The 26,068-nt window shown below is 50.7% G+C and carries 29 protein-coding genes; 17 read left to right on the top strand and 12 right to left on the bottom strand.

Going from position 1 to position 26,068, the window contains the following annotated elements; all coding sequences use genetic code 11:
- Positions 1 to 39: 39 nt before the first annotated feature.
- Positions 40 to 1,053, top strand: a complete 1,014-nt coding sequence (locus QM016_RS04465; protein ID WP_282710456.1) for a hypothetical protein — start codon at positions 40 to 42, stop codon at positions 1,051 to 1,053.
- 10 nt (positions 1,054 to 1,063) lie between these two features.
- Here the strand turns inward: QM016_RS04465 and QM016_RS04460 are convergent, their stop codons facing one another.
- Positions 1,064 to 1,942, bottom strand: coding sequence for a PfkB family carbohydrate kinase (locus QM016_RS04460; RefSeq protein WP_282710451.1), 879 nt, complete (start codon positions 1,940 to 1,942; stop codon positions 1,064 to 1,066).
- 188 nt (positions 1,943 to 2,130) lie between these two features.
- On the opposite strand from QM016_RS04460, the gene purE reads away from it, so the two are divergent.
- From purE to QM016_RS04425, 7 genes are all read left to right on the top strand, one after another.
- Positions 2,131 to 2,592, top strand: a complete 462-nt coding sequence (gene purE, locus QM016_RS04455; RefSeq protein ID WP_016477737.1) for a 5-(carboxyamino)imidazole ribonucleotide mutase — start codon at positions 2,131 to 2,133, stop codon at positions 2,590 to 2,592.
- A gap of 74 nt (positions 2,593 to 2,666) precedes the next feature.
- Positions 2,667 to 3,584, top strand: a complete 918-nt coding sequence (srtB, locus tag QM016_RS04450; RefSeq protein ID WP_282710448.1) for a class B sortase — start codon at positions 2,667 to 2,669, stop codon at positions 3,582 to 3,584.
- Between the two features lie 154 nt (positions 3,585 to 3,738).
- Complete coding sequence (purF, locus tag QM016_RS04445; RefSeq protein ID WP_016477739.1) at positions 3,739 to 5,238, top strand: amidophosphoribosyltransferase; 1,500 nt, start codon at positions 3,739 to 3,741, stop codon at positions 5,236 to 5,238.
- On the top strand, positions 5,219 to 6,310 hold the full coding sequence (gene purM, locus QM016_RS04440; RefSeq protein WP_282710447.1) for a phosphoribosylformylglycinamidine cyclo-ligase: 1,092 nt from the start codon (positions 5,219 to 5,221) through the stop codon (positions 6,308 to 6,310). The genes purF and purM overlap by 20 nt, the downstream gene beginning before the upstream one ends.
- The gene (gene purN, locus QM016_RS04435; protein WP_016477741.1) at positions 6,300 to 6,914 is read left to right on the top strand and encodes a phosphoribosylglycinamide formyltransferase; all 615 of its coding nucleotides are present in this window, start codon (positions 6,300 to 6,302) and stop codon (positions 6,912 to 6,914) included. The genes purM and purN overlap by 11 nt, the downstream gene beginning before the upstream one ends.
- On the top strand, positions 6,911 to 7,948 hold the full coding sequence (locus QM016_RS04430; RefSeq protein WP_282710444.1) for an acyltransferase: 1,038 nt from the start codon (positions 6,911 to 6,913) through the stop codon (positions 7,946 to 7,948). Before purN ends, QM016_RS04430 begins: the two co-directional genes overlap by 4 nt.
- Positions 7,949 to 8,078: 130 nt before the next feature.
- Positions 8,079 to 9,551, top strand: a complete 1,473-nt coding sequence (locus QM016_RS04425; protein WP_282710442.1) for a radical SAM protein — start codon at positions 8,079 to 8,081, stop codon at positions 9,549 to 9,551.
- Positions 9,552 to 9,624: 73 nt separating this feature from the next.
- On the opposite strand, the gene QM016_RS04420 is transcribed toward QM016_RS04425, so the two are convergent.
- From QM016_RS04420 to QM016_RS04390, 7 genes are all read right to left on the bottom strand, one after another.
- On the bottom strand, positions 9,625 to 10,149 hold the full coding sequence (locus QM016_RS04420) for a flavin reductase family protein (RefSeq protein WP_282710440.1): 525 nt from the start codon (positions 10,147 to 10,149) through the stop codon (positions 9,625 to 9,627).
- 86 nt (positions 10,150 to 10,235) lie between these two features.
- The gene (locus tag QM016_RS04415) at positions 10,236 to 10,526 is read right to left on the bottom strand and encodes a SemiSWEET family transporter (RefSeq protein ID WP_282710437.1); all 291 of its coding nucleotides are present in this window, start codon (positions 10,524 to 10,526) and stop codon (positions 10,236 to 10,238) included.
- Positions 10,527 to 10,623: 97 nt separating this feature from the next.
- The gene (locus tag QM016_RS04410; RefSeq protein ID WP_282710435.1) at positions 10,624 to 11,070 is read right to left on the bottom strand and encodes a hypothetical protein; all 447 of its coding nucleotides are present in this window, start codon (positions 11,068 to 11,070) and stop codon (positions 10,624 to 10,626) included.
- A gap of 63 nt (positions 11,071 to 11,133) precedes the next feature.
- The gene (locus QM016_RS04405) at positions 11,134 to 11,400 is read right to left on the bottom strand and encodes a manganese transport protein MntH (protein ID WP_282710433.1); all 267 of its coding nucleotides are present in this window, start codon (positions 11,398 to 11,400) and stop codon (positions 11,134 to 11,136) included.
- Positions 11,401 to 11,451: 51 nt separating this feature from the next.
- Positions 11,452 to 12,240, bottom strand: coding sequence for a nucleotidyltransferase domain-containing protein (locus QM016_RS04400; RefSeq protein ID WP_282710431.1), 789 nt, complete (start codon positions 12,238 to 12,240; stop codon positions 11,452 to 11,454).
- Between the two features lie 24 nt (positions 12,241 to 12,264).
- The gene (locus QM016_RS04395; RefSeq protein WP_282710430.1) at positions 12,265 to 12,441 is read right to left on the bottom strand and encodes a hypothetical protein; all 177 of its coding nucleotides are present in this window, start codon (positions 12,439 to 12,441) and stop codon (positions 12,265 to 12,267) included.
- Positions 12,431 to 12,649 (bottom strand): TMEM175 family protein, encoded by a 219-nt coding sequence (locus QM016_RS04390; protein ID WP_282710428.1) that lies wholly within the window; start codon positions 12,647 to 12,649, stop codon positions 12,431 to 12,433. The genes QM016_RS04395 and QM016_RS04390 overlap by 11 nt, the downstream gene beginning before the upstream one ends.
- On the opposite strand from QM016_RS04390, the gene QM016_RS04385 reads away from it, so the two are divergent.
- From QM016_RS04385 to feoB, 3 genes are all read left to right on the top strand, one after another.
- Positions 12,625 to 13,122 (top strand): hypothetical protein, encoded by a 498-nt coding sequence (locus QM016_RS04385; RefSeq protein WP_282710424.1) that lies wholly within the window; start codon positions 12,625 to 12,627, stop codon positions 13,120 to 13,122. The genes QM016_RS04390 and QM016_RS04385 overlap by 25 nt on opposite strands.
- 139 nt (positions 13,123 to 13,261) lie before the next feature.
- Positions 13,262 to 13,495 (top strand): FeoA family protein, encoded by a 234-nt coding sequence (locus tag QM016_RS07275; RefSeq protein ID WP_349237891.1) that lies wholly within the window; start codon positions 13,262 to 13,264, stop codon positions 13,493 to 13,495.
- Positions 13,496 to 13,499: 4 nt separating this feature from the next.
- Positions 13,500 to 15,521 (top strand): ferrous iron transport protein B, encoded by a 2,022-nt coding sequence (gene feoB / locus QM016_RS04380; protein WP_282710420.1) that lies wholly within the window; start codon positions 13,500 to 13,502, stop codon positions 15,519 to 15,521.
- 775 nt (positions 15,522 to 16,296) lie between these two features.
- Here the strand turns inward: feoB and QM016_RS04375 are convergent.
- The 3 genes from QM016_RS04375 to rlmD form a co-directional block, all read right to left on the bottom strand.
- Positions 16,297 to 16,500 (bottom strand): hypothetical protein, encoded by a 204-nt coding sequence (locus QM016_RS04375; RefSeq protein ID WP_282710418.1) that lies wholly within the window; start codon positions 16,498 to 16,500, stop codon positions 16,297 to 16,299.
- A gap of 69 nt (positions 16,501 to 16,569) precedes the next feature.
- Positions 16,570 to 17,271, bottom strand: a complete 702-nt coding sequence (locus QM016_RS04370) for a transglutaminase family protein (RefSeq protein WP_349237901.1) — start codon at positions 17,269 to 17,271, stop codon at positions 16,570 to 16,572.
- 207 nt (positions 17,272 to 17,478) lie between these two features.
- Entirely contained in the window at positions 17,479 to 18,687 is a 1,209-nt protein-coding gene (gene rlmD / locus QM016_RS04365; RefSeq protein ID WP_282710414.1) for a 23S rRNA (uracil(1939)-C(5))-methyltransferase RlmD, read from the bottom strand.
- A gap of 237 nt (positions 18,688 to 18,924) precedes the next feature.
- Here rlmD and QM016_RS04360 point away from each other — a divergent pair, with 237 nt between their 5' ends.
- From QM016_RS04360 to QM016_RS04345, 4 genes are all read left to right on the top strand, one after another.
- Entirely contained in the window at positions 18,925 to 19,893 is a 969-nt protein-coding gene (locus tag QM016_RS04360; protein ID WP_282710413.1) for an L-lactate dehydrogenase, read from the top strand.
- Between the two features lie 209 nt (positions 19,894 to 20,102).
- Complete coding sequence (locus QM016_RS04355; RefSeq protein ID WP_282710412.1) at positions 20,103 to 21,140, top strand: iron ABC transporter permease; 1,038 nt, start codon at positions 20,103 to 20,105, stop codon at positions 21,138 to 21,140.
- Positions 21,137 to 21,976: an ABC transporter ATP-binding protein gene (locus QM016_RS04350; protein ID WP_016477765.1), complete on the top strand. Its 840-nt coding sequence runs from the start codon at positions 21,137 to 21,139 to the stop codon at positions 21,974 to 21,976. The genes QM016_RS04355 and QM016_RS04350 overlap by 4 nt, the downstream gene beginning before the upstream one ends.
- Positions 21,977 to 22,051: 75 nt before the next feature.
- Positions 22,052 to 23,158 (top strand): ABC transporter substrate-binding protein, encoded by a 1,107-nt coding sequence (locus tag QM016_RS04345; protein WP_282710409.1) that lies wholly within the window; start codon positions 22,052 to 22,054, stop codon positions 23,156 to 23,158.
- Between the two features lie 79 nt (positions 23,159 to 23,237).
- Here QM016_RS04345 and QM016_RS04340 read toward each other — a convergent pair whose 3' ends face one another.
- Entirely contained in the window at positions 23,238 to 23,882 is a 645-nt protein-coding gene (locus QM016_RS04340; RefSeq protein WP_282710407.1) for a hypothetical protein, read from the bottom strand.
- Between the two features lie 155 nt (positions 23,883 to 24,037).
- Between QM016_RS04340 and QM016_RS04335 the strand changes: the two genes are divergently transcribed.
- Together QM016_RS04335 and QM016_RS04330 are read left to right on the top strand one after the other, a co-directional pair.
- Positions 24,038 to 24,895, top strand: a complete 858-nt coding sequence (locus QM016_RS04335) for a DUF364 domain-containing protein (protein ID WP_282710406.1) — start codon at positions 24,038 to 24,040, stop codon at positions 24,893 to 24,895.
- A gap of 36 nt (positions 24,896 to 24,931) precedes the next feature.
- Positions 24,932 to 26,068 (top strand): 2-aminoethylphosphonate aminotransferase, encoded by a 1,137-nt coding sequence (locus tag QM016_RS04330; protein WP_282710405.1) that lies wholly within the window; start codon positions 24,932 to 24,934, stop codon positions 26,066 to 26,068.

The raw sequence follows: 26,068 nt of genomic DNA, 5'->3' as shown, positions 1-26,068 counted from the left end.
ATAACGTATAATCATCTCGTTGTGGACGGAAAGAGGATTATGGCTACAGACCAAAGAAAAGAGTTTGCTCGCAGGCAGCGCGGTGCACTTGACGCGGATGCCGCTGAGGAGCTCTTTACCAAGGTTGATGAAACCGGCCATCCTAACGAGGAGCGCGCTGCTGTTGAACGGGCTCGCCGTGCAGGCGGCGCCGAAGCCGTTGATATTGACCCTCTGAGTGGCACCGATCCTTCAGGGTCAAATGTCGAGAAGGTCATTACGAAGACCGCCGTTATTTTTATGCTGGTGTTTCTTGCGGCCGTTGTACTCATGCAGATTTCTTGTGGCTTCATCCGTCGAGCCAACACCGCAAACCTGACCGAGTCGGTTACCGTTCGTACCGTAGCGTCCGCTTTGCGCGGCGGTGTTGAATGGGGAGACGGCTTCACGCAGTTTCCGGAAGACTTTTCCGTCCAGGAGGCTGATGAGAACACCGGGCGCGTTGAGGTGACGGTTACAGATACCAGCTCCGGCAATGTATTGGAATGCCTGTCGGCGTCGTCTGTTCAAGCCCAGGCTTTCGCGTTTAACTGCCTGTTGAACCCCAAGATCAATACGGTTGTCTATCACGTAAACACCCATCGCGGCGACGAGGGACACCTCAAGAAATCGGAGCTCTTTGGCTTCTTGAAGCCAAGTGGCGATGCTACACCCATCTTTACCTTTACCTATTCCAAGACGCAGTCCGCTGCGGGCGTTACCATTACCTGTGTAACTACGGGCGCCGATGAAGATACCCAGACTCAGCTTCGTGACCAGATTGCCACATCGTATACGCCGGTGCGCGTTCTGGACAACCTGGTTAATGGCGGCAACAATAGCTCCGGCTCCGGCACCGGAAAGAGCAACAGCAATAGTACCGGTGCCGAAAAGAGTAGTGGTGGCGGCAATAAAGAAACGACAGACGGAACCGCCAATGGCTCCACCAGTGATTCCGGCGCTTCTGGATCTGGATCGGGAGCCAGTGACGGTTCAGGAGCCGGAGCAAAGAACAGCTCAAACGGCTCAAACTAAGTTTTTAGAACTACTGTACGAGCTGTGTAATCTCTCCAAGTACGGACTCAAAAGAAACGCCGCGGACCTCAAAGTCTGGCTGTTCGCGTGTGACTTTCATGGCGTCGCGAACAAACGCGCCGGCAAATGCGCAGGCGTCTGCAAGACCGCGCTCGCACATAAGGGCAGCAAGGAGAGCCGAAGCGAAAAGATCACCGGTTCCGTGCAGCATATACGGCAGTAGCTCATCGGCAACTTCGGTGACCTCGGCGCCCTTCTCGCCACGAACAGCGATGTAATTGCGGATAAAGCCGTCGCCGCGAACAATGCCTTTGAGCACCACGGACTTTGCGCCCATCGAAAGCAGCGCGTCAAGATAGCGCCCGACCTGCTCATCAGTAAGGTTCTGGCCTTCGTATTCGATGCCGGTGAGAATGCTTGCCTCGGTAAGATTTGGCGTCAAAACGTCAGCGCCGTCAACAAGGCCACGCATAGCATCGCAGAGTTCCTGCGTGTAGGTTGGATACATGACGCCGCCGTCACCCATTACCGGGTCAACGATACGAAGCGCCTTTGGATGCTCGCGATACAAGCGCTGAATGCTTGCAACTTGCTCAGCAGCGCCTAAAAATCCGGAGTAAACGGCGTCAAGTTCGATACCCTCATCCACCCACGCGTCAAGGTAGTCAGCCAGCATATCGGTGGTGTCGTGCATGTAAAACTTAGGGAAGCGAGTGTGCGCCGAGAAGAGCGATGTGGGAACAGGGCATACATCGCAGCCAGCTGCGGAAAGCACCGGAATCGCTACGCCAAGTGAGCATTTTCCGTAGCCGCACAGATCATGAACTGCGGCGATGCGCGGAATATACGCGCCTCTACGTTTGAACAAGACAGGATTAGCGTTACTCATAGGATTTCCTTTCACGTGGACTGATGGACCAACGCCAGAGAACATGATAACGAAAATAGGAAGAAAATATAGTGCTTGTGTGACTCTCGTCAGGTGACGGAGGTGCTTCTCGCTGAGTAATTTATACTTAGTGAGGATATGCTGGTAGCAATGGCGCTGATACAGGCCGGAGTAGTGAAGGAGCAACTATGGCGGAACAGCCGGTTGTTGGGATTATTATGGGCTCTAAGTCTGATCTTCCTGTCATGGAAGGCTGCACGGCGGAGCTCGAACGCATGGGCGTTCCCTACGAGCTGGTCGTCGCCTCCGCGCATCGCAATCCACAGAAAGTTCACGAATGGGCAAAAACGGCAGCTGATCGGGGCCTCAAGGTGATTATCGCCGCCGCGGGAAAAGCCGCGCATCTTGGGGGTGTCGTAGCTGCGTATACTCCGCTTCCTATCATCGGAGTTCCTATGAAGACCAGCGATTTAGGCGGCATGGACTCACTGCTTTCGATGGTGCAGATGCCGTCGGGCGTGCCCGTAGCGTGCGTGGCTATTAACGGGGCAAAAAACGCGGCTCTCTATGCTGTGCAAGTTCTGGGCTCCTCGCTTCCGGAATATCGCGAGAAGATTATAAGGCTGAAGCAAGAAATGGCTGACGCGTAAGGTATCTCATGGCGCCAGCCAGCATACAGATGATGCGGACCGGCATACAGAAAGAAAGTTAGGCAGGATAGTTTATGACAGAAACACGAGGCAGACATTTTGCGGGAAATACCACTCCATCGGACACCCGCAGCTCAGCCTCCACGGCCGTGAAACCTTTATCGTATGACCTGAAGAAGAGCGGCACAAAAGGAGGAAATGAAAGCCACGGTGGCAAGAAAAAGCGGAAGGGGAAGCGTTCTGCTCGTATCGTGTCGAACCTTCTGTTGCTTATCGGCATTCTCCTCATTGTCGCGTCCGCATGCCTTTTTGCAAAGTCGCAATGGGACTACCACCAGCAAGACGTTATCAACGAAGAGCTGGCTCAGTATGCGACAATTCCCGAGAACAATGACACGGAGGCTCCAGGGATTGATTGGGAGGGTCTGCGCGCCATTAATTCGCAGATTGTCGGGTGGATTCAAATTCCAAACTCTCCGGTGAATTATCCTGTGTATCAGACAACCGATAACGAGCACTATCTGCACACTAATGCAAAGGGCGAGTATTCCGTCGGAGGACAGATTTTCCTGGATTACGAAAACGACCCCCATGGCCTTGTCGATCAACAAACTATTTTGTACGGTCATCACATGCGGAATGGTTCAATGTTCCGCTATATTGGCAAGATGAATGATAAAAGTGTCTTTGATGATGTAAAGACCATCTGGTATGAAACTCCGGACAAGAAATATGAGTTAGTGCCCCTTTTCATTTATCATGCAAGCGATGACGATGATACGGTTCAGCAATTTACATTTTCTTCAAGAGAAGAATTTCACGATTACCTGAAAAGGCAATTGAGCCGCTCTGTTAACGCTCGAGCCGGCGCGTCTGAGATTATTGACCGGGTAGACCACGTTATGACTCTTGTAACCTGTAACTATTCTGATCAGTATGGTCGCGCCGCTTTGGTATGCGTGCAGAAATCGGATCTTCAGCCCTCCGCGTAAGCAAGCGCGCGCTTAAAACCGAAGACTATCGATACCATATTGTTACGCACCTCGAACAAAGAGCGTTTGAGGTGCCTTTTCTTCTCGCCAGCGAGTACACTAGAGAAGCAAGCGGCTCTACGAGTGCGTATGAGAGGCAATCAGAAAGGAACTCATGGAGCTTCACGAGGAGTGTGGCGTTTTTGGCGTATGGGCGCCGCAGCGTGACGTGGCTAGATTGACGTATTTTGCGCTCCATGCCCTTCAGCACCGGGGGCAGGATTCAGCTGGTATAGCGGTCGGCGATGGTCAGACTGTCTTGATTCGCAAAGATCTTGGTCTGGTGACCGAAGTCTTTACCGGGTCGGATCTTGATGCCATGCCGGGGAAAGCCGCGATCGGGCACTGTCGCTATGGGACTGCCGGGGCCAAAGGATGGGAGTCGGCTCAGCCGCATCTTTCTTCGATTGATGAGACCATTATTGCGCTGGCACACAATGGCACGCTGCTCAACTTTGATGCGTTGCGAGAAGAACTTGCCGCCCGCAGCATTTCTTTCCGGTCGGATACCGATTCTGAGGTGGCAGCGCAGCTCATTGGCTACTTTACGCAAAAAACGCACCGTCTTCGGTCCGGTATCGCAGCGACGATGCGGCTTCTGGAGGGCGGTTATGCGATGGTGCTGGTGCGTGAAAACGCGCTCTACGCCTTTCGCGATCCCAACGGAATACGTCCTTTGGTGATCGGGCGTCTGGGAGACCCTGCAGACAATAACTGGGTGATCGCTTCGGAAACATGCGCCTTAGGCATCGTAGGAGCAACGTTTCTTCGTGAAGTTGAGCCGGGAGAAATTATCCGTATTTCAGATGAAGGCATGCGCTCCGAGCGAGGTCTTGCAAGCCGAGAGCCGGCGGCGTGTATTTTTGAGGACGTGTACTTCTCGCGGCCTGATTCGGTTGTGAATGAAAAATCCGTCTATCGCGTGCGTCACGACATGGGCAGACAACTAGCGCGTGAAGCGGCGGCCGACGTTGACCTGGTTATCGGCGTACCCGACTCCGGCGTTCCTGCGGCTGAAGGATTTGCCGCTGAGCTCGGCGTTCCCTTTGGCACGGGGCTTATTAAAAATCGATACGTGGCACGCACGTTCATTCAACCCACGCAGCAGCTTCGGCAGCTCGGCGTCCGCCTGAAGCTGAATGCCCTTGCCGATGTCATTCAGGGTAAACGGCTGGTGATGGTGGACGATTCGGTTGTGCGCGGCACTACCTCTCAGCAGATTGTGCAGCTGCTGCGCGACGCGGGCGCCTCAGAGGTGCACGTTCGTAGCGCTTCTCCCAAGGTTATATGGCCCTGCTTCTACGGCATTGACACCGCTGACCAGGATCAGCTTATTGCGGCGAGCAAAACAACGCAGGAGATATGCGAATATATAGGAGCTGACTCACTGGGCTTTTTAAGCCTTGAGGGACTTTTGAGCTGCGTGCCTCAACGAGGCTACTGCGCCGCCTGTTTTAACGGACGTTATCCGGTAGAGATCCCTGACGATTTTCATGGACGGTTTTTGTCCGGCATGCGCCCTTGTAACCTCTGCCATTCCTACGCTTGCACCTTTGACCAGGTAGAGGCACAACTTGCACAGAAAGGAAAGCAAGATGTCCAACGCTCTGAATGATGATCGCCACATCACCTATGCCGATGCCGGTGTTGATGTTGATGAGGGGGCTCGTGCGGTAGATGCCATTAAGGCTGCTGTCGCGACCACTTCACGCCCCGAGGTCATTGGAGGCCTTGGTGGCTTTGGCTCTTGCTTTTCCGCGGCGGCGCTCAAAGACATGGAAGAGCCCGTGCTGGTCAGCGGCACTGATGGCGTTGGTACCAAGCTGGCTATAGCGCAGCTTTTAGGTCGCAATGATACGGTGGGTCAAGATCTTGTGGCCATGTGCGTGGACGACATTGTTCCCATGGGCGCCGAACCGTTGTTTTTCCTGGACTATATCGCCGTCGGTAAACTTAAGGCCGATGCGGTGGCGGAGATCGTGGGAGGCATCGCGGAAGGCTGCCGCAAGAGCGGATGTGCGCTCGTGGGCGGTGAGATGGCGGAGCATCCCGGCGTTATGAACCCCGATGAGTATGATCTGGCCGGCTTTGTAGTGGGCGTTGTTGACCGCCCCAAGATTTTAGGACCGGAGCGGGTATCTGCAGGCGATGTTATTCTCGGCCTCCCCTCATCAGGCATTCATTCCAATGGCTATTCGCTGGTGCGTAAGGCTGTCATCGAGAACAAGACGGTTGAAGAACTCAATAAACCGCTGGAAGAGCTGGGCGGCGAATCGCTTGCTGATGCGGCGCTCCGTCCCACAACCATCTATGCCGGCAGTTTGCTCGCGGTGCTTAAGGCCGGCGCGCCCATCAAGGCGATGGCGCACATTACCGGAGGCGGCATTACGGAAAATCTCAATCGCGCTCTGCCTGCGCAGGTAGACGCGCTGGTGGACCGTTTGGGCGAATCGGGAGGTCCCAACTGGAGCGTTCCTCCCATCATTACCTACGTCTCCGAACAGGCACGTCTTTCGCTTGACGAGCAGTACCGCACCTTCAATATGGGTGTCGGAATGGCGCTTATCGTTGATCCCGACGACGTTGACGATGTGGCGGAAGCTCTTGTTGCGCAGGGGTGCAATCCCTTCGTGATGGGAGAGTGCGTTCCGGGCACTGGAAAGGTGGTCTACAGAGATGTCGCTTAAGCTGGGTGTTCTTATCTCAGGCTCGGGTACCAATTTGCAGGCGCTGATAGATCGCATTGCCGACGGCTCGCTGGACGCCACTATTGAACTGGTTGTTTCTTCTCGCCCCTCTGCGCAGGGGCTTAAGCGCGCTGAGGCCGCCGGCATTCAGACGCTTACGCTTTCAAAGGAGATTTACGCCGATCCTTTGACGGCAGATATGGTTATCGCAACGGAGCTTAAGCGTAAGGGCGTTGACTATGTGGTGATGGCTGGCTACATGCGCAAAGTGGGCATGGCGCTTCTGGACGCCTTTCCCAATCGCGTGCTTAATATTCACCCTGCGCTTCTTCCGAGTTTTCGCGGGGCGCATGCCATTCAAGAGGCCTATGAGTACGGAGTTAAGGTGACGGGTGTGACCGTTCACCTAGCTAATTATGAGTATGACCGCGGACCAATTATTGCGCAGCGGCCGGTTATAGTTCAGGAGGAGTGGAGTCTCGATGAGCTCGAAGCAGCCATTCATGAAGTTGAACACCGGCTTTATCCCGAGGTCATTCAAGCGATTGCTGAGGGACGCGTGCGTGTTGAGGCAAATTATGTTCATATACGGGAGAGGGTATGACTTCACTAAAGCTGTCTGATGTCGCTGAGTCGCGCGTTAACAACCTCAATCTTATGCGTTTTGTGGCGGCAATCTTTGTCATTATTTCCCACTGCTATAGCGTTGTGCTCGGCAGCGACGCGGGGGACTTTGTGTATAGGCATACGAAACAGCTGACCTTCGGAGGTATGTCCGTAGGTCTTTTCTTTGTGTTTGGAGGCTTTCTCATCGCGCGGAGCTGCGAGCATCATAGTGATGCGAAGACCTTTTTCAAACAGCGTGTTTCTCGCTTGTTTCCGGAGCTGATCTTTGTAGTTTCGGCGTCCGCTTTGGTGCTGGGTCCCCTTGTGAGCACTCTTGCTCCTGGAGAGTATTTTACAAATCCCCAAACGTATCGGTATTTTCTCAACAGCTTTCTTATCATGGTTCATGAGCTGCCCGGAGTTTTTACCAATAACCCCCTGGGCAATACCGTTAACGCCTCTCTGTGGACACTTCCTGTTGAATTTTGTTGCTATATCCTGTGCTTTATAGGATTTAAGCTGACCAGATTTAATCAGAAGCGCTTCATTCTGGCTTCCGTTCCCGTTGTTGCTTTAATCGTTTTGTATGTTTGGAAGTTTTCTCCGCAGCAGCTGAGTGTGGTTCGTGCTGTTGTCCTCTTTTATATAGGTGTAGCGTTTTGGGTGTTCCGCGACAAAATAAGAATACATACCGCTGCCGGTATTGTTGCGACAGCCGCGTTTTGCGTCTTACTCTATGCGAAGCTCGACGTCTTGGCAATGATGCTGCTGTTTCCGTATGTTTGTTTTTGGCTGGGATACGGAACCGGCGGCCGCTTCAGCAACTTCGGTAAAAAGTTTGAGCTTTCATACGGCATATATCTGTGGGCGTTTCCCATTCAGCAGACACTGGTACAGCTGTTTCCCACATGGCCAATCTACGGCAACGCTGTCTGCGCAGCTCTTCTTGCAATCTGCGGAGCGTTTCTCAATTACGCCGTCATCGTGAGACCACTCAAGAAGAACATCCGCCAGAAACAGACGCTTCGCTGAGCACTATTTTCTACTACCGTTCAAAAAATCCTTGATTATTCTCCCTGCAAGGAGTATGGTAGTAAAAATTTGAACTTTGTTCAAAAAAGAGAACGCCCAGAGACGTTCTCCAGGAGGGGGATGTTTTTGCATGCAGTCAAAGGTTGCGCATGTGGCCGAGCGTAAGGCATTCGGCATTGCTCTTGATCAAATTATGAAGAGCGCTTCAAGTAAAGATCGCGAGAAAAACATCGATCACTTGGTCAATATGGCCGGGAAACTCATGAAAGACACGTCTCCCGGTGCGACGCGAGGTATCAAAAAGGGCTTGTATCCAGGGTCAAAATGGGAGAAGTTCCTTTTTGACGTTATCGACACCACCAATCCGCACGTGCTCAAAACCACTCTTTTGGATGGCGGTTATGAAGCGGCGTTTCGTGGGCTGCGCAATACAACAGCGAATGCCGAGAAATACCAGTGTAACGTACCATGGATTATTCTCTTCGACCCCACCAGCGCCTGCAACAAACATTGCATTGGGTGCTGGGCCGCTGATTACGGAAATCGCTTGAATCTTTCGTATGAGGATATGGACAAGCTGGTAACCGAGGCGTCTGATTTGGGAACGCATATGTTCATGCTGACGGGTGGAGAGCCACTCGTGCGCAAAGATGATGTTTTGCGGCTCGCTGAGAAGCACAATGATTGTCTCTTTAACATCTTCACCAACGCTTCGCTGGTAGATGAAAAGTTTTGCCAAGACGTGCAGCGACTGGGCAATATCATCTTCTCCGTTTCGCTTGAAAGCTATGAGCCAAGCGTGAATGACGGCCGGCGCGGTGACGGTTCGTTTGAGGAGGTCATGCGAGCGTTTGACCTGATGCACGCTTATGGCTTGCTGTATGGAACGTCTACCTGCTATACACGAGAAAATACGGAGCGAGTCTCTTCCGACAAATTCTTTGATCTTATTATTGAAAAGGGCTGTCGCTGGGCATGGTATTTTCACTATATGCCGGTGGGAGAGGGAGCAAACGCGGACCTTATGCCCACCGTTGAACAGCGCAAATATATGCTGAGCCGCATTCGCGAGATTCGCGGAGTTGAGGGCGGCAAGCCAATATTTGCTATGGACTTCCAAAATGACGGCGAGTTCGTTGGGGGATGTATTGCCGGAGGCCGTGTATACTGCCACGTCAACGCTCGCGGCGATGTGGAGCCGTGCGTGTTCATTCACTACTCAAACGTCAACATTAAAACTGCTGACAGCTGGCTGGACTGCCTGCAACAACCCATTTTCCAAGCGTACCGCAAGCACTACCCGTGGAATAAAAACCTCTTGCAGCCATGTCCGATGCTTGAGAACCCGGAGATACTTCCTGAGATTGTTAAGGATGCCGGGGCCTATACGTCGGAATATGTCGCGCCGGAAAGTGCTGAGGATCTTTGCGCTCGCACGATGCCTTATGCCAAGAAGTGGGCTCCTGAAGCCAAGAAGATTTGGCTTGAGGAACATCCAACGGGCGAGAAGATCTATGAGGATGAAATGTCTGATAAAGACATCGCTTATAAAGCCAAGGTCATTGCCGAAGAAGACGAGAAAAACGAAGCGGTTACAGAGTAGCCGGGTTAGAGAGCGCCTGATTGATCCGCTGCGACATAGTTGCAGCGGATCGTTTTGTCAGCGAGAAGAGTGACTAGTCAGCAGCGTAAACCTTGAGGATTTCTCCAATGTAGCGGGTGTGAAAATCGCGGAGCGGGTAGTTCTGCTCGATGATGTTCTTGTCGACAAAGTTTTCCGGCATAAGATCGTCGACATAAATTTTCCGGCAGACAAAGACAAGTTCTGCTTCTTCAAACGCGGTTGTTCCGTCAATAAATGCGGGCGTGAGGTTAGCGGCTGCAATTTTGTCTTCATCTCGTCCAGATGTGGTGCCAAGATAGGTCAGCTTTTTCTTGTTCTCTTTTGTATCGGGAAGAAAGGAAAGCGTATAGGTGTCATGACTGTCTACAAAGGTCTTGGTGTAGCGCTGAGGCCGAATGTAGCAGATAGTGGTGTTCTTTGAGCCTTCTCGCGAGCCAAAGAGCGTGCCAAAATGGCCCCATGCCGCCGTCATGGTATTGAATCCGTCTTCTTTGTTGCCCGAGGTAATGAGCATCCAGCGGTCTCCCATAAGCGACCACGGATTAATCTGCAAACTCTTGAGAGCTATCTCATGCATAACGTCTCCTTTTCTTGCCTTTATTCAGCATACATGATGCGCGTATCAGATTTCATGCCGGCATCGGCGAAAAGGCAAAAGCGCCCTTACAGCAGCGCGGTGAGCGCGGCGATAATACCAAAGATTACGCCGGGAATGTTGGCAATCAATACAGGAATGTCACGGTCTTCTTTGAAGTAGGCGTATATGACCCAGCAGATGCAGTTGACTGCGGCGACGGCCGGCTGAATGAAGTTTCCCTTGTTTCCCTCAAGGTTATTCATAATTTGCGGAATGTAGGAAACATACATCAGGACAGAAAGAACGCTTGCGAAGCGGCCGAGTCGTGCGATAAACCTTTCAGAAAAATGTAGTCCCTTTGATTGCTGCTTATTCATGGCGCTCCTTTGGATATAACGGTGGTGGACATAAGATTCTCTGAGAGAAAAGACCCTTTGAGAGACAAAACCCCGTAAGAGATAAAGCGATACGGTGTTAGTGGATGATGTGCATGCTTGCCGCTGCGGTTACTAGCGCATAGGTTTTCTCGGTAAGAAACAGTATGCCTATCTGCCAGATGAGCGGGGCGGCAAGATTGCTTATGGCATCGATATACAGATTGGACAGAGAAAAGCGCTTGAGCGCCATATGCACGACTTTGGTAAGAGCGGCGCAAATGACCAAGTATCCCACAAGATATGGGAAAAAGGCGCCTTTTGACTCCGGATATTTCAGCGACTCGCCAAATACCATGCAAAGCTGCAAGAAAATCAAGGGGCCGATAATGCCCTTAAGCCCCATCTGGGGAACCTGCCAGATGGTGTTTTTAGCGAGCTTTTGGAGTTGTGGGCGAGCAAAACTAATGAATGCGAGTAGCGCTATCAGCACAAAGCCCGTACCAACCAATAAGGGTATGACTTCACGAGGATCAGAAAAATCCATGGCATTCCTCACAAACCAAAAAGAGGTAAATCAACGAGAAGTTTTGGCGCTCCCTAGTAAAGATTAACCGGGAAAAATCATTTGGGCAAGTGGCATGAAAATATGGGTTTGTCCGGCCAGATCCTCAATGATGATTGCTGCGGAGGCAACAAAAATCAGGCCGCTACAGACCCCAAGCACTTTTTTGGCAGTCGCATTGGTGGAGCGCTTAGAGGCCTGTTGGAGTAAGGCAGAGATGGCGCAGGTAATCGCGGTAACGACGACCACTTCAAAGAGAGCCTGCGGCATCGTTGCGTGTGTGTGGATAAGTGCGTTGATGAGGTACCCCATAGCAACCCAATCTGTCTATGTGACTTTAACGGGGTCAATCATACCATGAGGCTAGGTCAGAGCATCCAAACACGCCCTAAGGTTTTCGGTAAGTATCGCAAGGTCTCTTTCAACATTTTGCGGATGGGCGAAGAGGTCTTGATAGAGAGAAGAAAGGCTTTCTTCGAAGTTGTCAGGAAGAGTGTGGGCTTGCCCAAGCGCAATCTGTACCATGCGTTTTTCACCGGGGTGCGTCAGTTCATTCATAGCGAAGATAATGTCGAAGTACGACTCCATGTACGCGGCGGTCCTGTGGTTGACGCTAACGACGTCATTTCTCGTCAGCGCTTTTATGATTTGCTTGTCATATGAGGGAAGGTTCCCTGAAAGCAGCCGCATATTGCGCTCGATAATATTTTTCTTTAATTGGGCAGGGTAGGGAACGGTGTATTTCTCCTGCAGTTTGCGAAATCTTCCCCTTCGGTCGAAAAGAATCTTGCTGTGGAGCAGGTTGTGCCACATGCACGTGGTATAGCCGTTGTGGGCATTATGGGCATCGACAACCGATGCAATCTCCTTTGAGAATGAATCCAAGTTGCGATGCAAGATATCGATATCAATACCGTCTTTTAACGTGCAGTTATCTTCCAGCTCCCAGAAATGATTGCCAAGTTCGATATAGGAGCAGCACTCCTGCAGTATCCGGAGGCGTTCTTCTTCGGAAAGAGGACGTTCCTCGTAGATATAGAGGTCGTAGTCTGACTTCTCATCGTGACGGTCGCCGGCGCGCGACCCTCCTAAAGCGATTGATTCGACCTCCGGTAATGCGGACAGGCGCTTGCATAGGTTTTCAAAATACATGTTTGCTCCTTATGATCGTTCTTATCAGTCTTTCACAATTATCCATACAATTTCAACGATGGTAAACACAAGCATGGCAAGCATGCACATATATGGTTGAATGAACGCTAATGCCGCCGCTATAACAAAGCCGCCGTACAAAAGTAGTCTGAAGCGTTTCTGATTTGTGCCATCAGGCGCCGCTCCCGGATTATCCCTCAATCACTTCCGCTTTTTCGAACAGGTCGTGATGATTATTCCAGACGAGATAAATTTGGCTGAAGCTTACAATATACACGAGAAAAACGGGCAGGTTTTCCATCAGACCCTGCCATCCGCTGGTAGAAGGAACGGCCAGCTCCAGCACCATAATGGTTGCCACAATAGCCACAATAGCATCCGTAAATGCCGCCAGACGTTCTTTATTCATACTGCAGCGCCTTTCTCGACTCCAAATGCCAAACAGCGCCTGTTCTAGCTCGCGGGGTTGCGCTGTGCGTGATTTCGCCCGCGCCATTGATTGTTCTGTCCACGGCTGCCGACGAAAACCTGGATTTGACCGAAAACGTTGCGTCTGGCATTAGTCTTTTGGCGCTGATGATGCTTGTTACAGCCGCTGTGGTTCAGTTCATTTCATGTGGGCTGAAAAACAAACCCTATCAATACATAAGATCCGGCCGTATTGATACCGCATGCGGTGTCGACGACATGGTGTATGCGGCTATGCAGCGCACCGAAAGTCAATATCAGCGGCAGTTTATCACCGGGGTTGCCCTTTGTATTCTAGGTATCTACCCGATGTTCATTGATATGATTTTGTGGGGTACTCAATCTTACCGAGTGACAACGGGTCGTGTTTGTCCTTTTATGAATTTTGAAATTTGGCATACGTTGTCAATATAGAAAATTTATCATTAAAATGCATAATAGTTATATGAAACTAACTTTTCATAGGAAAGCGGATGGTACGTAAGAATAAAGCGGGGGAGATAGAAGTTCCTGGGACATCGACATCGAAAGCATAAGAGGGGGGAACAGAAAAATGGTGAAACTGAGTGACCTAAAAGCCGGCGAAAACGGTCGCGTACTCTCCGTCGGAGGAGAAGCGGATTTTCAACGACGAGTCACGGCTGTTGGTGTCACGCCGGGAGGGAGGCTTACAGTCATACAAAACGAAAAGAAATATCCCCTTCTTATTAACATTAGAAACACAGCTCTGGCAATTAATCGGAGGGACTGCGAGAACATTATGGTAGAGGTTAGCACAAATGAGTGATTCAATGACAATCGCGCTGTTAGGACAGCCCAACTCCGGCAAGTCCACGCTGTTTAACGCACTGACCGGGTCCAAACAGCACGTGGGAAACTGGCCTGGCAAAACCGTAGAAAAATGTACGGGGACTTTCAAACTCGATGGGAAAAACATCAACGTGGTAGATCTCCCTGGAACATATTCCCTGGCGGCGAACTCTGATGAAGAAATAGTGACAAGAGACTATATTGCATCCGGGGAAGCGGAACTGATATGTCTCTTAGCGGATTCATCCCAATTGGAGCGCAGTCTCTTTATGCTTGCTGATTATAATGGGATTCGCGTTCCTGCGGTGCTGGTTTTGAACATGATGGATGTGGCAGAGGAGCAAGGGAAAAAGATAGAGACGGATCTTATCGAATCCAAACTCGGGATACCTGTACTTCCTTTTGTCGCGTCAGATAAGACGAGCTATGATGCTTTTTATCGCATGTTGAAGGGCACGGTAAAGCACAGGGATGTGATTTCAAACAATACTCTTGCTTCCCTATATGAAGAGGAATTTGGCGAAATCTATCAGAAGATCACGCGGCTTCTGCCGGAAAATGGCATCTCAGTCTACGAAAAAAGCTGGTTATTTGCAAAGCTCATCGAGTATGACCCGGTCGCAGAACAAATTGTTCGAGAAGCTCTTGATACTTCATCTTACGAAGAAATTGTATCCCTGCGAAGCGAAATCCAAAACGGTTCGCCTCGTACAGGAAACTGTAAATTTAAGTGGATTGATAGCTTGCTTGCTAGCGCAGTTAAGACAAAGAATATAGATGTTCGAAAGAGCAAATTTGATTGCTTTGCCATCTCGAAGCATGGCGGGAAATGGATTGCTGCCGGAATTATTTTTACCAGTCTGATTCTCTCTATTATTGTGGGGCTACCCTTTATGGCCCTTGGCGGTATGATTCCTCTAATCGGGGCGCCGATTTCAGAATGGCTGGCAGGCATCGGTGTCCATCCGCTGCTCATCTCACTTATATGCGACGCATTGCTCACCGCGACTGCCTTTACGGTGATGATGTGCGGCTACATTTTCGGCGCCACGCTTGTATTCGGGGTGCTGGAGGACATCGGCTATATGAGTCGGGTGTCCTATGTGTTTGATGGCACTATGCAGCGTCTTGGGCTTCACGGCAAAGCCATTATGCCCTTTCTCGTCTCCTTTGGCTGCAATATCGCAGGAGGGACCAGCTCTCGTGTGCTTGATACCTGGGGGCAAAGAATGACCACGATTGCCACATCATGGGTTGTGCCCTGCGGATCCACATGGGCCGTCGTAGGACTGGTCAGCACGGTTTTCTTTGGGGTTCCCGGTGCGGCTATCATCATTGCAACGCTCTTTGCAGTCTCCCTATTGCATCTTCAGCTGACGGCGCGCATTTACGGGAGGAAATTGTTAAGCGGATCCGACCGTACCGGCCTAATCATGGAACTGCCGCCCTATCACAAGCCCCATTGGAGAGCGCTCACTAAGACATCGCTAATCCGAATGTGGGAAGCTTTCAAGCGTGCGATCGCCATCGTTACGCTCCTGTCCGTCATCCTGTGTATTCTCTCATACAGTAAGAACGGAGATGCGTCCAGCAGTATCCTCTTCCGCTTCGGAAATGCCATTGAGCCTGTGACTCTCTTTTTCGGCCTGCGATGGCAGACCTTCATTGCCTGGATTGCATCTTGGATGGGGAAGGAAGGGTCTCTCGGCGTTCTGTCTTCCGTCTTCAGTGGGACCAGCGTGATGCATGCCATTACAAACTCGGCGACGGGACAGGCGGGCGGCGCATCGGTTGGAGCTGCTCTTACGGCCGCGCTCACAAAGCCCGAGGCGTTGGCTTTTATCTTCGCCTTCTATTTCAATATGCCATGTGTGATGAGCCTGTCTGCAGCTGTCCACGAGACCCACTCTCTCAAGTGGCCACTTCGTGTGGCACTATACTACATCTGTATTTCTCTGCTTCTCGCATGCATTGTTTATCATGTGGTGGGACTGATTTTCTGAATGGAACGAAAGAATCGGAATATGGATATTTTGTAGTAATCGCCTAGAATCTGCGAACCGCTCTTCAAACAGCAGATGAATTCTTTATGGACAGAGACATCCTTTGGACTTGTTTCCACAGTTTCCGCTGGGATGCTATCGCGGCGACTCTGAAAGAAGTATAAAAATTTCTATCTTTGTCCCCACAATCTTTACTTTTTCTTTGCTTCATAGATAGTAAGTAAAGACTGTGGAGGCGTATCATTAATCATGCCCAAGCAGCCAGTCTGCCAACTCTGCCGCAATTTTCTCCACGCTTGTATAATCTCCGGAGCACTCTTCATCATATCCCGGAAGTGCAGGAATAATCAGATGGAACTCCTTTTGCAGAAGAGGCACCATATAATCGAAATAGTCTCACATAACTACTGATGGGTGGATTAAGACGATGATTCGTTTATGTCAACGTCCAAATTCATGAACCGTCGCGACCGTTCCTTCCGTTTCTTTTTGATTTCTTCAGGTATCCACGGCCAGCAGCGGTTTACTTTTCTGCAATACTCTACATAGTCATTGCCATACATAGCTAACAACCACTTTTCCTCAGTGCGCTTTATGAGTACAGTCAACAGCAGCCAGTAAATAATGGGAAGAATGAAGAACCAAGCATTGCCGATAACAAGAAGAATTCCTGTACACAGAAGCATAAAAGCAGCATAGATTGGATTTCTAACCCAAGCGTAAACTCCTGATGTCACCAAATGATTCTGTTTAATGTTCTCATCCAACTTCGATACTATGGAAGCCTGTAGCCATATAAAGCAGATAAAATAATAAAAAGAGCTCCGATAATAACAAGCGGTATATGAAAAACTGACAATCTTCCTGATGCAAATACGGGAAGATCCCTCAAAATTACAGCAGCAAGCGTCGGCACTACAATGGAAACAACATAAACAGGCCCTATGCCTAACATCGGTAAATGCTCATGTTGTTTCATTTTTATCGAAATTCTTCTTAATTTTGTAATTCTCTGCAGTTATATGGAAACGAAGCAATAAACTGAAATTTAGTAATTTCTTATTTTTCTTACATTTCGATTCATTAGATGTCTGCCAAAATTCTTATATAAAAATGCTTTTATTGCAGACATTTCTTGATGGTGTTCTTTTAGTAAATCATCAGGCGAATCATAGACTCCAAAGTCTTGATTAATTCCTTCACTTTGAATATATGTATTATTTCTATCAAAATCTATAATTGGATTTTTAAAGTCTTTTACAGCTACGCCATAGCCACAAAATGCACCCGTACAGTCGTTATTTTTTTCTTGTAATTTTGTCAAATATGTCCTATCAAGAATAAACGCCTCTAATTCATACCATTTATCCTCGAGATAAACTTCAACCCAACTATGGAATACATTTTGAGGGGCATTATTATAAACAACTCCTGTCATTGCACCCTTTTGTAATCTCTTGTCAATGGTAAATCCATGTACTCTACAAGGGATATTGCAAGCCCTTAGCAAGGCCATAAACAATGTTCCCTTTGTATTGCATTGTCCATATCCGTTCACCAAGACCTTAGATGCCGGAATATTATCATCAGTATTATATCCAAACAATATCTCGTCCCTAACAAAATTATAAATTGATTTCAAGCATTCAAATTTACCTAGGTTTTTCCATTTTCTTTCTCGAATCAACTGCTGTATGCTTTCATTAGAGTAATCCAACATTTTTGTTTCTTTTAAATATTTATCCATAATAAATTTCCACAAATTCCGATTTTCTCTACTCATTTTATTAAAATATCTAATCCACAGCCTAAACTCTACCACTGTTTCGGCTATACAATCATACTCTATTCAGGCCAAAAGCAGACATGTTTCCATACAAGAAAACCGGGCTTTCTGCAAGGCTTCTCTGATGATACTAACCTTACAAAAAGCCCGTAAATAAGCCATTTTCGGCACTTATTTATCTTTCCTTGACATCAAGACTACCGTCTCCACATGTTTGGTGTGCGGGAACATGTCCACAGGTGTTATACGCTCCAGCCTGTACCCGCCGGCGAGAAGAACCTCCAGGTCGCGAGCTTGCGTTACAACGTTGCACGATACGTATACCACCCGCTTTGGCGCCAGCTGCCCAACCGCTTTCAGAAAGGTTGGCGTGGAACCTGCTCGTGGTGGATCAAGAACGACAACATCATAAGAAGCTCCGCGCTGAGACTCCTTCGCAATGAAGCGCGTGGCATCGTCACAGATAAATCGTGCAGAAAGGGTGTTGGCGTGGGCGTTTCTCTTGGCCATGGCAATGTTATTTTCAACTTGGTCAACTCCGGTGAGTTCGGTGGAAATGTCGTTCAAACCGGCCTCTTTAGCTGCGCAGATGCCGATGGTGCCGGTACCGCAATAGGCATCGAGGACGCGAAGGACGCCGTGGTTGCCGTGGCTCTTCTCGCGCAATCCAACTCCTTCAAGCGCCAGTTGATAGAGGATCTCGGTCTGCTCGGGGTTAGTTTGATAGAAACTTGTGGGACCAATCTCAAACATGCAGTTTAAGAGCTTATCGTGCATGGTTTCTGAACCCGCGAGCACACGAGTGTCTCGCCCTAAAATAGCGTTTGTGCGTCTTTGGTTACTGTTGAGAACGATGCCGGTTAGCTCGGGGTGAAGTGTTTGAAGTGCGGATACAAACTCTCGCTCGTGAAGAAGGCGCTGACCGTTGGCGACAAGCGTTAAAAGCATCTCGTCCGTGGCGTATCCCGTGCGTATGACGGCATGACGAAGCGTTCCTCGGTCGCGGTCTTCATCGTAGGCAGGTACCTTAAAACGGGCGGCCAGCCGGGCGACGTCGTTTAAGATTTCGCGCGCTCGTGGATCCTCCGCTAAGCAGGCTTCACACGCCACAATGCGATGCGTTCCCGCACTGTAAAAGCCCGAGCGCACAGACCTGCCCCGTCCCGGCGCAAAAGGAGTGGTGGCTTTATGCCTGAATGCGAGCGGCTCTTTCATACCGCGAATGTCTTCTACAGAAACGCCGAACTTCTCGCCAAGAGGACCAAGCAGCTCAACTACCTGCTGCTGTTTGCGTTGTAGCTGGATAGGATAGGGAACCGACAACCACTCGCAGCCTCCGCAGGTGCGGGCAATAGGGCATGTAGGGGTGCGATATCCCATGGAGATCCTCTCCAAATGTGTCAGATTGATTGCAACATGGCAAACTCTGCGAATTTGTCTGCAAAACATTGTAGGCTATTGCGCAACAAGGCGCAGGTTGGCTACACGGTAAATTGCGACAGCGAATTTCGGTGCGACAAAATCGCGGCAGCGAATCGCAGTACGAGAAAATCGTGGCGCTGGCTTTTTCGCAACCCGTTGGCGTCTGCGCAATGGGCACGAGTGAATGGAGAGCGTATGGCACTTGTAAGTAAAATCGGCATCATCGGCGCTGGTCACGTTGGGGCGCATGTCGCAAACGCTCTGCTGTTTAAGGGTCTTGCAACCGAGCTATACATCAGCGATATCGATGAGGTTCTCTGCAAAGCTCAGGTCAACGACTTGCTTGACGCTATGCCCTTCTACCCGCATCCCGCGCGCGTCTTTGAGGTGGATGCGCGCTACGAAGAACTTGCCGATTGCGACATTATCGTGAACGCAGCGGGTCATATCGAGGCTGCGGCGGCAAGTCGCGACGGCGAGCTTTTTGTGACCACCGATGAGGCGCGCAAGTTTGCAAAGCGCATCTCAGATGCGGGCTTCAACGGCGTATGGGTCAGCATCTCCAATCCCTGTGACGTTGTTTCTACTGAGATTCAGTATCTGACCGGCTGCGATCCCAAGAAGGTCATCGGTTCCGGCACTACGCTGGATTCTGCTCGTTTCCGCCATGCGCTTTCCAAGGCGACTGGTTATCCGGCAAGTTGCATCAACGCCTGGATGCTGGGCGAACACGGCAACGGCCAGTTTGCCCTGTGGTCCCATGTAACGTTTGGCTGCTTGACCGATAAAGAGATTGAAGACAGGACCGGCGTGAAATTTGACCGCGCTCAGCTTGAGCAGGACGCGCGTATGGGCGGCTACGTTACTTATAAGGGAAAACATTGCACCGAGTATTCCATCGCTAACGGTGCTGTTGAGGTTATCGGCGCTATCGTCAATGACACCAAGCTCATCACTCCCGTATCTACGCTGCTTGACAGTGTGTATGGCGCGTCTGGATTCTACTCCTCACTTCCTGCGGTTATCGGCAAAGACGGTGTCGAGAAGGTCCTCGTGCCTGAGCTTTCCGAGGAGGAAATCGCGGCGTGGAAGAAGTCTTGCGAGCATGTTAAAGGAAACATTGACCAGCTTAAATGGCTGAAAGTTGACGCCCGCGTAGCATAGGTGAAAGGAAACGCGAGAAGGATGTCCTTCTCGCGTTTTTCTCGGCCCCCAAAACCCGATCGCAAAACCAGCCCAAATGTGCAACATTTCTGCCGCGTAACCGCTCGTCGCGCCGCTGTTTGCGTATGCCTGACTGCGGACTATCATTGAGTAGATACATGGCGGAAGCTCGTACGTCGTAAATGTTGAGGCTAGGCGGGTGATTATATATGAACAACAGGAGAGGTGTGCGCTTTGACCTCGTACGTTCTCATCCTGATGTTGCAATTATCTGCCTTGCCATAATTATGGTATTTGTTGCGGTTGTGTCGCTGACGTTGGGTCGCTATAGTATCGCGCCGTCCGATGTATGTAAGATTTTGATAAGCCGTATTGTCCCTACGGCTCAAACGTGGACAAGTCAGCAGGCAAATATTTTCTTTGGCGTGCGGCTTCCCCGAGTTATCTTAACGCTCATGGTAGGCTGTTCTCTGGCTGCCGCAGGCGCGTCGTTTCAGGGTATCTTTCAAAATCCGCTGGTATCTCCGGATTTTCTCGGCGCTTCGCAAGGAGCCGCATTTGGCGCCTGCCTTGCAATCCTTCTTTCCGCAAGCAGCCTCGTGACCTCTGTCTCAGCCTTCGCGTTTGCGATGATTTCGGTTGTGGTGGTGCTGGCGATAAGCGCGACGGCCCGCGGCAATCGGATTCTCATCACGGTGCTTGCGGGCATTATGGTGAGTTCGCTCTTCTCGGCAGGCGTTTCTTACATTAAGCTGGTTGCGGATCCGAGCGCTCAGCTTCAGCAGATTACGTTCTGGCTCATGGGTTCTATGACCAGCGCGAAAATGCAGGATATCGCTTTGGTTGCGGCTCCTGTTCTTGTGGGTACCATTGGTCTTTTTGCGATTCGATGGCGGCTAAACGCTCTTACCATGGGAGACGATGAAGCGCTGACTATGGGTGTTGACGCACCTCGACTACGCGTAGTGACTATTATACTTGCCACTATGATGACAGCGGCGTGTGTTTCGGTGACGGGCATTATTGGCTGGATTGGTTTGGTAATTCCTCACTTTGCCCGCGGCCTTGTGGGCGCGGATTATCGAAAACTTATGCCTGCGAGCATGCTGATGGGAGCTACCTTCCTTTTAATCGTTGACAATATCGCGCGCCTCGTCGGTACCTCCGAAATTCCCATCGGCATCTTGACGGCTTTTGTTGGCGCGCCATTCTTTATGTGGCTTATCACGAGAAAGAGGGCAGCATGAGCTTGGATGTCCGACATCTTTCTTTCTCATACGGAAATCACACGGTGCTCAAAGACGTGTCGTTTGAGGTTCCTGACGGCTCGCTGACTTGCGTGCTCGGCCCCAACGGAACCGGCAAGACAACGCTTTTCCGGTGTATTCTTGGCTTAAATCAGGGGTATGGCGGGACAGTCGCTGTTAACGGAACTGATGCATCGAAGCTTTCTGTTCGTAAGCGGGCGCTTGAAATAGCCTATATTCCACAATCCCACCGGTCGGTCTTTGACTACGAGGCTCTTGATGTGGTGCTGATGGCATGCGGCGGTGAGCTCAGCGTTCTCAAAAGTCCTGGAAAAGAGCAGGTGGAGCATGCTCTTGTATCACTTGAACGCGTAGGTATTGTCGATCTGGCTCATCGCCCCGTGACAGAGCTTTCGGGAGGTCAGCAGCAGCTGGTTCTGGTGGCACGCGCGGTGGCGCAGAATTCACATACTATTGTCATGGATGAGCCTACCAGCGCGCTTGACTTTGCGAATACCTCGCGCATTTTAAATCTGGTTCGCTCGCTTGCGGATGAAGGAAGATCGGTATTGCTTTCTACACACCATCCTGATCAGGCATATCTCTATTCAGATGCGGTTCTTGCGCTTGAGGGAGGACGCGTGGTCGTGGACGGCACACCACAGAGCGTGGTGACGTCCGAGCATATCAGCAGGCTATATCACATTGGCGTACGCGTGAGTTCACTCTACGACGATCATGTGCGGGTGTGTGTGCCGGAATCAAGCATTCAGAATCTTACGCAAGATTTTTTGCGGCAGGGAGAGAACGGAGCTTCTCGGCATTTGAACGTTTGAACTGTGTAGGCACTGAGCTAAGGCGGTACCATCGCGAGCGGGTCGCGAGCCGTCCGAGCGCAAAGGAGGATAGGTATGGCAAAGCAGCAGATGACGAGAAGGGCTTTCGCAGCGCTTCTCGCCGGCACCGTTGGCGGCATCGCGGGATGTTCCAACACAAAGCCGGAAGAAAAGAAGGAAGACGCGCAGGAGCAGGAACAAGCTAAGAGCTGGAAATTTACCGACTCGTGTGGCCGTGAGGTAGAAATTCCTGCGAAGGTGGAAAAAATCGCCCCGTCAGGACCCCTCGCGCAACAGGTTCTCATTACCATTGCGCCTAAAAAGCTATGTGGCCTTGCAAATGATCTCGGCAATGCCGCAGCGTATTTTCCTGATGTTCCCGAGAATCTTCCCAAATTCGGTGCCATTTACGGCGGCAAGGGCGATTTTAACAAGGAGGCTGTGGCTGATGCCGCGCCGGATCTTGTCATTGACATCGGCGAAGCTAAAAAGACTATCAAAGAGGATATGGATAATCTCCAGCAACAGCTGGGCATTCCGTGTGTTCATGTTGAATCATCGCTTTCTACCTATAGCGACGCCTACGCTAATCTCGGTAAACTTCTAGGCGAGGAAGATCGTGCTAAGGTTCTCGGTGAGTATTGCAAGAGCGCATACGACGAGGTTAATGCCGTGGTAAGCGGTCTTTCTGACGATAAGCACGTCAAGGCGGCATATCTGTTGGGCGACAGTGGCCTTAATGGCATGGCCAGGGGCAGTTTTCAGGCAGGCGTTATCGATATGGTGGCAAACAACTGTATCATCGTTGATAAACCGACCGGTTCGGGTGCGGGCAATGAGCTCAATTTGGAGCAGATTGCAAACTTTGATCCGGAGCTCATCGTCTTTGGACCCAAGAGCATTTACCAGTCTGTCGGTGACGACGCGGCCTGGGCGGATATTGCGGCTATCAAGAACAAAAACTACTATGAGGTTCCCAGCAAGCCGTACAACTGGCTTTCCGGCCCTCCGTCCGTCAATCAGATTATGGGCTTGCAGTGGTTTGCACGCCTGTGCTATGCAGAGCAGTTCAACACTTCTGCCGAAGATGTTACCAAGACCTACTACAAAACGTTCTATAACTATGAACTCAAAAATGACGAGGTAAAAGACCTGCTTTCGACTGCGACCAAGCAGTCGTAGGAGCATTTGCGCGCAGAACAGTTGAGTGTTGGGCTACCAAGCGTAGAGTTATCAAACGTAGGTCTGCGGCAGAAAACGGCTAGGCGAGAAGCGTTTCAAGCAAAAGAGCCTTTGAGGAATCTGTAGGTTGTATCAGCTCCGAGGTGCCCCAAGAACCTCGGAGCAGCTCCTTGGCAGCTGAGACAAGTGAGGGACGAACAACAACGACAGCATGAGACCAAAGTGGTTGGGGCTCTTGGCGAGGTCCCTGCTGAAGTACCGAAAGCGCTTCTGTCAGTCCGGAGCCGTGTAAGAGTTCAAGGGGTCCGAGTTCATCAACAATAAGGATGCCTCCAGCGTGGCTGTTGCGACAACTGGCGCTGCCGACGGAATCTTTACGGTAATTTGCGGCGGCAGCGTAATCCTTGAAGCAACCGATGTCTGCGGCATGACTAAGCTCGTGGAAGTGGGCGTTAACCTGGCTAAGCGCGGTGTCCGAAAACGTCCAGCCAAGTCCGGATGTTCCTGAGGTTCCCGCGGCTTTTGTGGCAAGACTGAAGTGTTCATGTGTTGGCAGCAAGATGTTGTCAATGCCGAGCTTTACGCGCTTCTCGCCGATACACTTCCATCTTCCTGGAGCGATGACTCCATAGGTGGGAATGTGGTAGCCATCAAGTTCGGCAATGAGCGCCTCAAGCCAGCGTGTTTTGCCTGTTTGCTGTGGCGCGGTAAGAATAAAGAGCATGGAGACCTCCTTGCTGGATGTGTCCTATTATCGCGAAATTAAAAGGCGTTGCGAATGCGTTCCAGAGGCTGAGCGGTGGGCTTTCTGCTATTTTGTAAGGCGAATGGTCTCACAAACGCTATCCGATTCTCGCTTTCAGGATATCGTAAAGAGACATGGATGACGAACGTGCTCCTATATGCGATCCATTGTTTCACCTCTCTACGCTCGTAGATTTCTTTGTGAAAGGTGCTGTTATGGCCGGCTGGGAACTTTACGACAGACTGATTGATGAAATGCCTAAAGACGTGCTGGTGCGTAGCGCGTGCATGGGCGCGCATTGGAGCTATGTTGAAGCTGATTGCGGCACTGGTGTAGCAAGTACCTGTCGTGGTGGTACGCGCGAGCGGTTGGAAGACATGGTCGCCCGGCCGCTTTGCGAGATAGCGAAGCTTTCCAAATCTTGGGACTTTGAGGTGGCGTCGCTGGGAGTTGCGGCAATAAACGCCTGGTACAACAGGTGCGAGTGCCTTGATTATTGTGCCGTCAAATTTGGCTTTTCGTGCTGCGGAAAGCCCGATTTGCAAAGCGACCCTTTTCAATATCTTCCAAGACGCTTTAAAGAGTTTGAGCTTCAAAAGGGACGTCAGCCGAGAGTGGTTTCCGTGGGGCGTTTTCCGGGGGATAAGAACATTGCAGAATCGTCCGATTACCTTGTCTTGGAGCGTTCGCTTCGCGAGGGATACAACTTGCCTGATTCTGCCTGTGAGTATGTGATTCCGGAAGCCGATTTTGTACTTATAACGGGTATGACGGAGGCGAATAAAACACTGCCTCGCTTGTTGGAGCTTGCTTCGAAGGCCTACACGATTTTAATTGGGCCATCGGCGACCCTTGCCGCCCCGCTGTTTTTGGCGGATGTTGATGAAATCGCCGGCAGTATCGTTGAGGACTCCGAGCAGGTAAAGTCCTTTATCGAGCTGGGTAACTCTCCCTTGCGTTCAGGTGGCATGAGGGTGTGCGTGTTATCATAGGCAGCATGCAAGCCCGCGCTATTTGGAGGCAATCCCATGCAAGAAAGCGTAAAGAGAAATATTCTGCTTAATCCCGGTCCGTCGACTACAACTGATTCAGTCAAATACGCGCAGGTGGTTCCTGACATTTGTCCGCGTGAGAAAGAATTCGCGTCTATTATGGAGCCGATGCGCAATGATCTGGTGCGCATTGTGCACGGAGACCCCAAGGAATATACAGCGGTACTGTTCTGCGGGTCGGGAACTATCTGCATTGACGTTACGCTCAATTCGCTGCTTGCGGAGAGCAAGCGAGCCTTGGTCGTCAACAACGGCTCATACAGCCAACGCGCCTGCGATGTGCTGACGGCGTATCACATGCCCTTTGTCGAAGTTAAACAGCCAATAGATACCACTCCTGACCTCGATGCCATTGAAGCGGCGCTCAAGGATAATCCTGATGTGGGCTATGTGTATATGACCTTCCATGAGACCGGCTCCGGCCTTCTGAATCCCGTTCGCGAGGTGGGCGCGCTTGCGCATAAATACGGTGCATTCTTCATTACAGATTCCACCTCGGCGTACGCGATGATTCCTATCAACGTGTATGAGGACAATATAGATTTTTGCATGGCCTCTGCTCAGAAGGGCATTCAGGGTATGACGGGCCTTTCCTACGTCATCGGACGCCGCGATATCATTGAGGCGTCTAAAGACTTTCCGGTGAGGTCGTACTATTGCAATCTATATCTGCAGTATGACTACTTTGAGACTACCGGTGAGATGCACTTTACCCCGCCCGTGCAGACCATTTATGCCGCTCGTCAGGCAATCAAAGAGTATTTTCAGGAGGGCGAAGCCGCAAAGTGGGCTCGCCATCAGCGTGTTATGGCCGCCATCAGGCGCGGCATCGACCGTCTGGGCCTGAAGGAAGCTTTGAGGCGAGAAGTGCAGTCAGGTTTGGTAGCCGCGGTGCGCTATCCCAATGATCCGGCGTGGGACTTTGAGAGGGTTCACGACTATTGTTATGAGCGCGGATATACTATCTATCCCGGTAAGATGCAGGGTTCCGGCACGTTCAGGCTCTGCGCCCTGGGAGCTATTGATGAAGATGACATCGATGCGTTCTGGGAAGTTTTTGAGCAGGCTCTTGTGGCCACAGGTGTTTCCATGCCTGTAATCTATGCTGAATAA

Source organism: Lancefieldella sp. Marseille-Q7238 (assembly GCF_949152215.1).
Classification (GTDB): Bacteria; Actinomycetota; Coriobacteriia; order Coriobacteriales; family Atopobiaceae; genus Lancefieldella.
Note: the sequence above shows the minus strand (reverse complement) of the source record. Positions and strands in the feature narration are given on the sequence as shown.

What these genes read in the sequence shown, in the direction of transcription:
- QM016_RS04465 (WP_282710456.1), top strand. Translation starts at nt 40, where the DNA reads ATGGCTACAGACCAAAGAAAAGAGTTTGCTCGCAGGCAGCGCGGTGCA.
- QM016_RS04460 (WP_282710451.1), bottom strand. Translation starts at nt 1,942, where the DNA reads ATGAGTAACGCTAATCCTGTCTTGTTCAAACGTAGAGGCGCGTATATT.
- purE (WP_016477737.1), top strand. Translation starts at nt 2,131, where the DNA reads ATGGCGGAACAGCCGGTTGTTGGGATTATTATGGGCTCTAAGTCTGAT.
- srtB (WP_282710448.1), top strand. Translation starts at nt 2,667, where the DNA reads ATGACAGAAACACGAGGCAGACATTTTGCGGGAAATACCACTCCATCG.
- purF (WP_016477739.1), top strand. Translation starts at nt 3,739, where the DNA reads ATGGAGCTTCACGAGGAGTGTGGCGTTTTTGGCGTATGGGCGCCGCAG.
- purM (WP_282710447.1), top strand. Translation starts at nt 5,219, where the DNA reads ATGTCCAACGCTCTGAATGATGATCGCCACATCACCTATGCCGATGCC.
- purN (WP_016477741.1), top strand. Translation starts at nt 6,300, where the DNA reads ATGTCGCTTAAGCTGGGTGTTCTTATCTCAGGCTCGGGTACCAATTTG.
- QM016_RS04430 (WP_282710444.1), top strand. Translation starts at nt 6,911, where the DNA reads ATGACTTCACTAAAGCTGTCTGATGTCGCTGAGTCGCGCGTTAACAAC.
- QM016_RS04425 (WP_282710442.1), top strand. Translation starts at nt 8,079, where the DNA reads ATGCAGTCAAAGGTTGCGCATGTGGCCGAGCGTAAGGCATTCGGCATT.
- QM016_RS04420 (WP_282710440.1), bottom strand. Translation starts at nt 10,149, where the DNA reads ATGCATGAGATAGCTCTCAAGAGTTTGCAGATTAATCCGTGGTCGCTT.
- QM016_RS04415 (WP_282710437.1), bottom strand. Translation starts at nt 10,526, where the DNA reads ATGAATAAGCAGCAATCAAAGGGACTACATTTTTCTGAAAGGTTTATC.
- QM016_RS04410 (WP_282710435.1), bottom strand. Translation starts at nt 11,070, where the DNA reads ATGGATTTTTCTGATCCTCGTGAAGTCATACCCTTATTGGTTGGTACG.
- QM016_RS04405 (WP_282710433.1), bottom strand. Translation starts at nt 11,400, where the DNA reads ATGGGGTACCTCATCAACGCACTTATCCACACACACGCAACGATGCCG.
- QM016_RS04400 (WP_282710431.1), bottom strand. Translation starts at nt 12,240, where the DNA reads ATGTATTTTGAAAACCTATGCAAGCGCCTGTCCGCATTACCGGAGGTC.
- QM016_RS04385 (WP_282710424.1), top strand. Translation starts at nt 12,625, where the DNA reads ATGCCGCCAGACGTTCTTTATTCATACTGCAGCGCCTTTCTCGACTCC.
- QM016_RS04390 (WP_282710428.1), bottom strand. Translation starts at nt 12,649, where the DNA reads ATGAATAAAGAACGTCTGGCGGCATTTACGGATGCTATTGTGGCTATT.
- QM016_RS07275 (WP_349237891.1), top strand. Translation starts at nt 13,262, where the DNA reads ATGGTGAAACTGAGTGACCTAAAAGCCGGCGAAAACGGTCGCGTACTC.
- feoB (WP_282710420.1), top strand. Translation starts at nt 13,500, where the DNA reads ATGACAATCGCGCTGTTAGGACAGCCCAACTCCGGCAAGTCCACGCTG.
- QM016_RS04375 (WP_282710418.1), bottom strand. Translation starts at nt 16,500, where the DNA reads ATGAAACAACATGAGCATTTACCGATGTTAGGCATAGGGCCTGTTTAT.
- rlmD (WP_282710414.1), bottom strand. Translation starts at nt 18,687, where the DNA reads ATGGGATATCGCACCCCTACATGCCCTATTGCCCGCACCTGCGGAGGC.
- QM016_RS04360 (WP_282710413.1), top strand. Translation starts at nt 18,925, where the DNA reads ATGGCACTTGTAAGTAAAATCGGCATCATCGGCGCTGGTCACGTTGGG.
- QM016_RS04355 (WP_282710412.1), top strand. Translation starts at nt 20,103, where the DNA reads ATGAACAACAGGAGAGGTGTGCGCTTTGACCTCGTACGTTCTCATCCT.
- QM016_RS04350 (WP_016477765.1), top strand. Translation starts at nt 21,137, where the DNA reads ATGAGCTTGGATGTCCGACATCTTTCTTTCTCATACGGAAATCACACG.
- QM016_RS04345 (WP_282710409.1), top strand. Translation starts at nt 22,052, where the DNA reads ATGGCAAAGCAGCAGATGACGAGAAGGGCTTTCGCAGCGCTTCTCGCC.
- QM016_RS04340 (WP_282710407.1), bottom strand. Translation starts at nt 23,882, where the DNA reads ATGCTCTTTATTCTTACCGCGCCACAGCAAACAGGCAAAACACGCTGG.
- QM016_RS04335 (WP_282710406.1), top strand. Translation starts at nt 24,038, where the DNA reads ATGGATGACGAACGTGCTCCTATATGCGATCCATTGTTTCACCTCTCT.
- QM016_RS04330 (WP_282710405.1), top strand. Translation starts at nt 24,932, where the DNA reads ATGCAAGAAAGCGTAAAGAGAAATATTCTGCTTAATCCCGGTCCGTCG.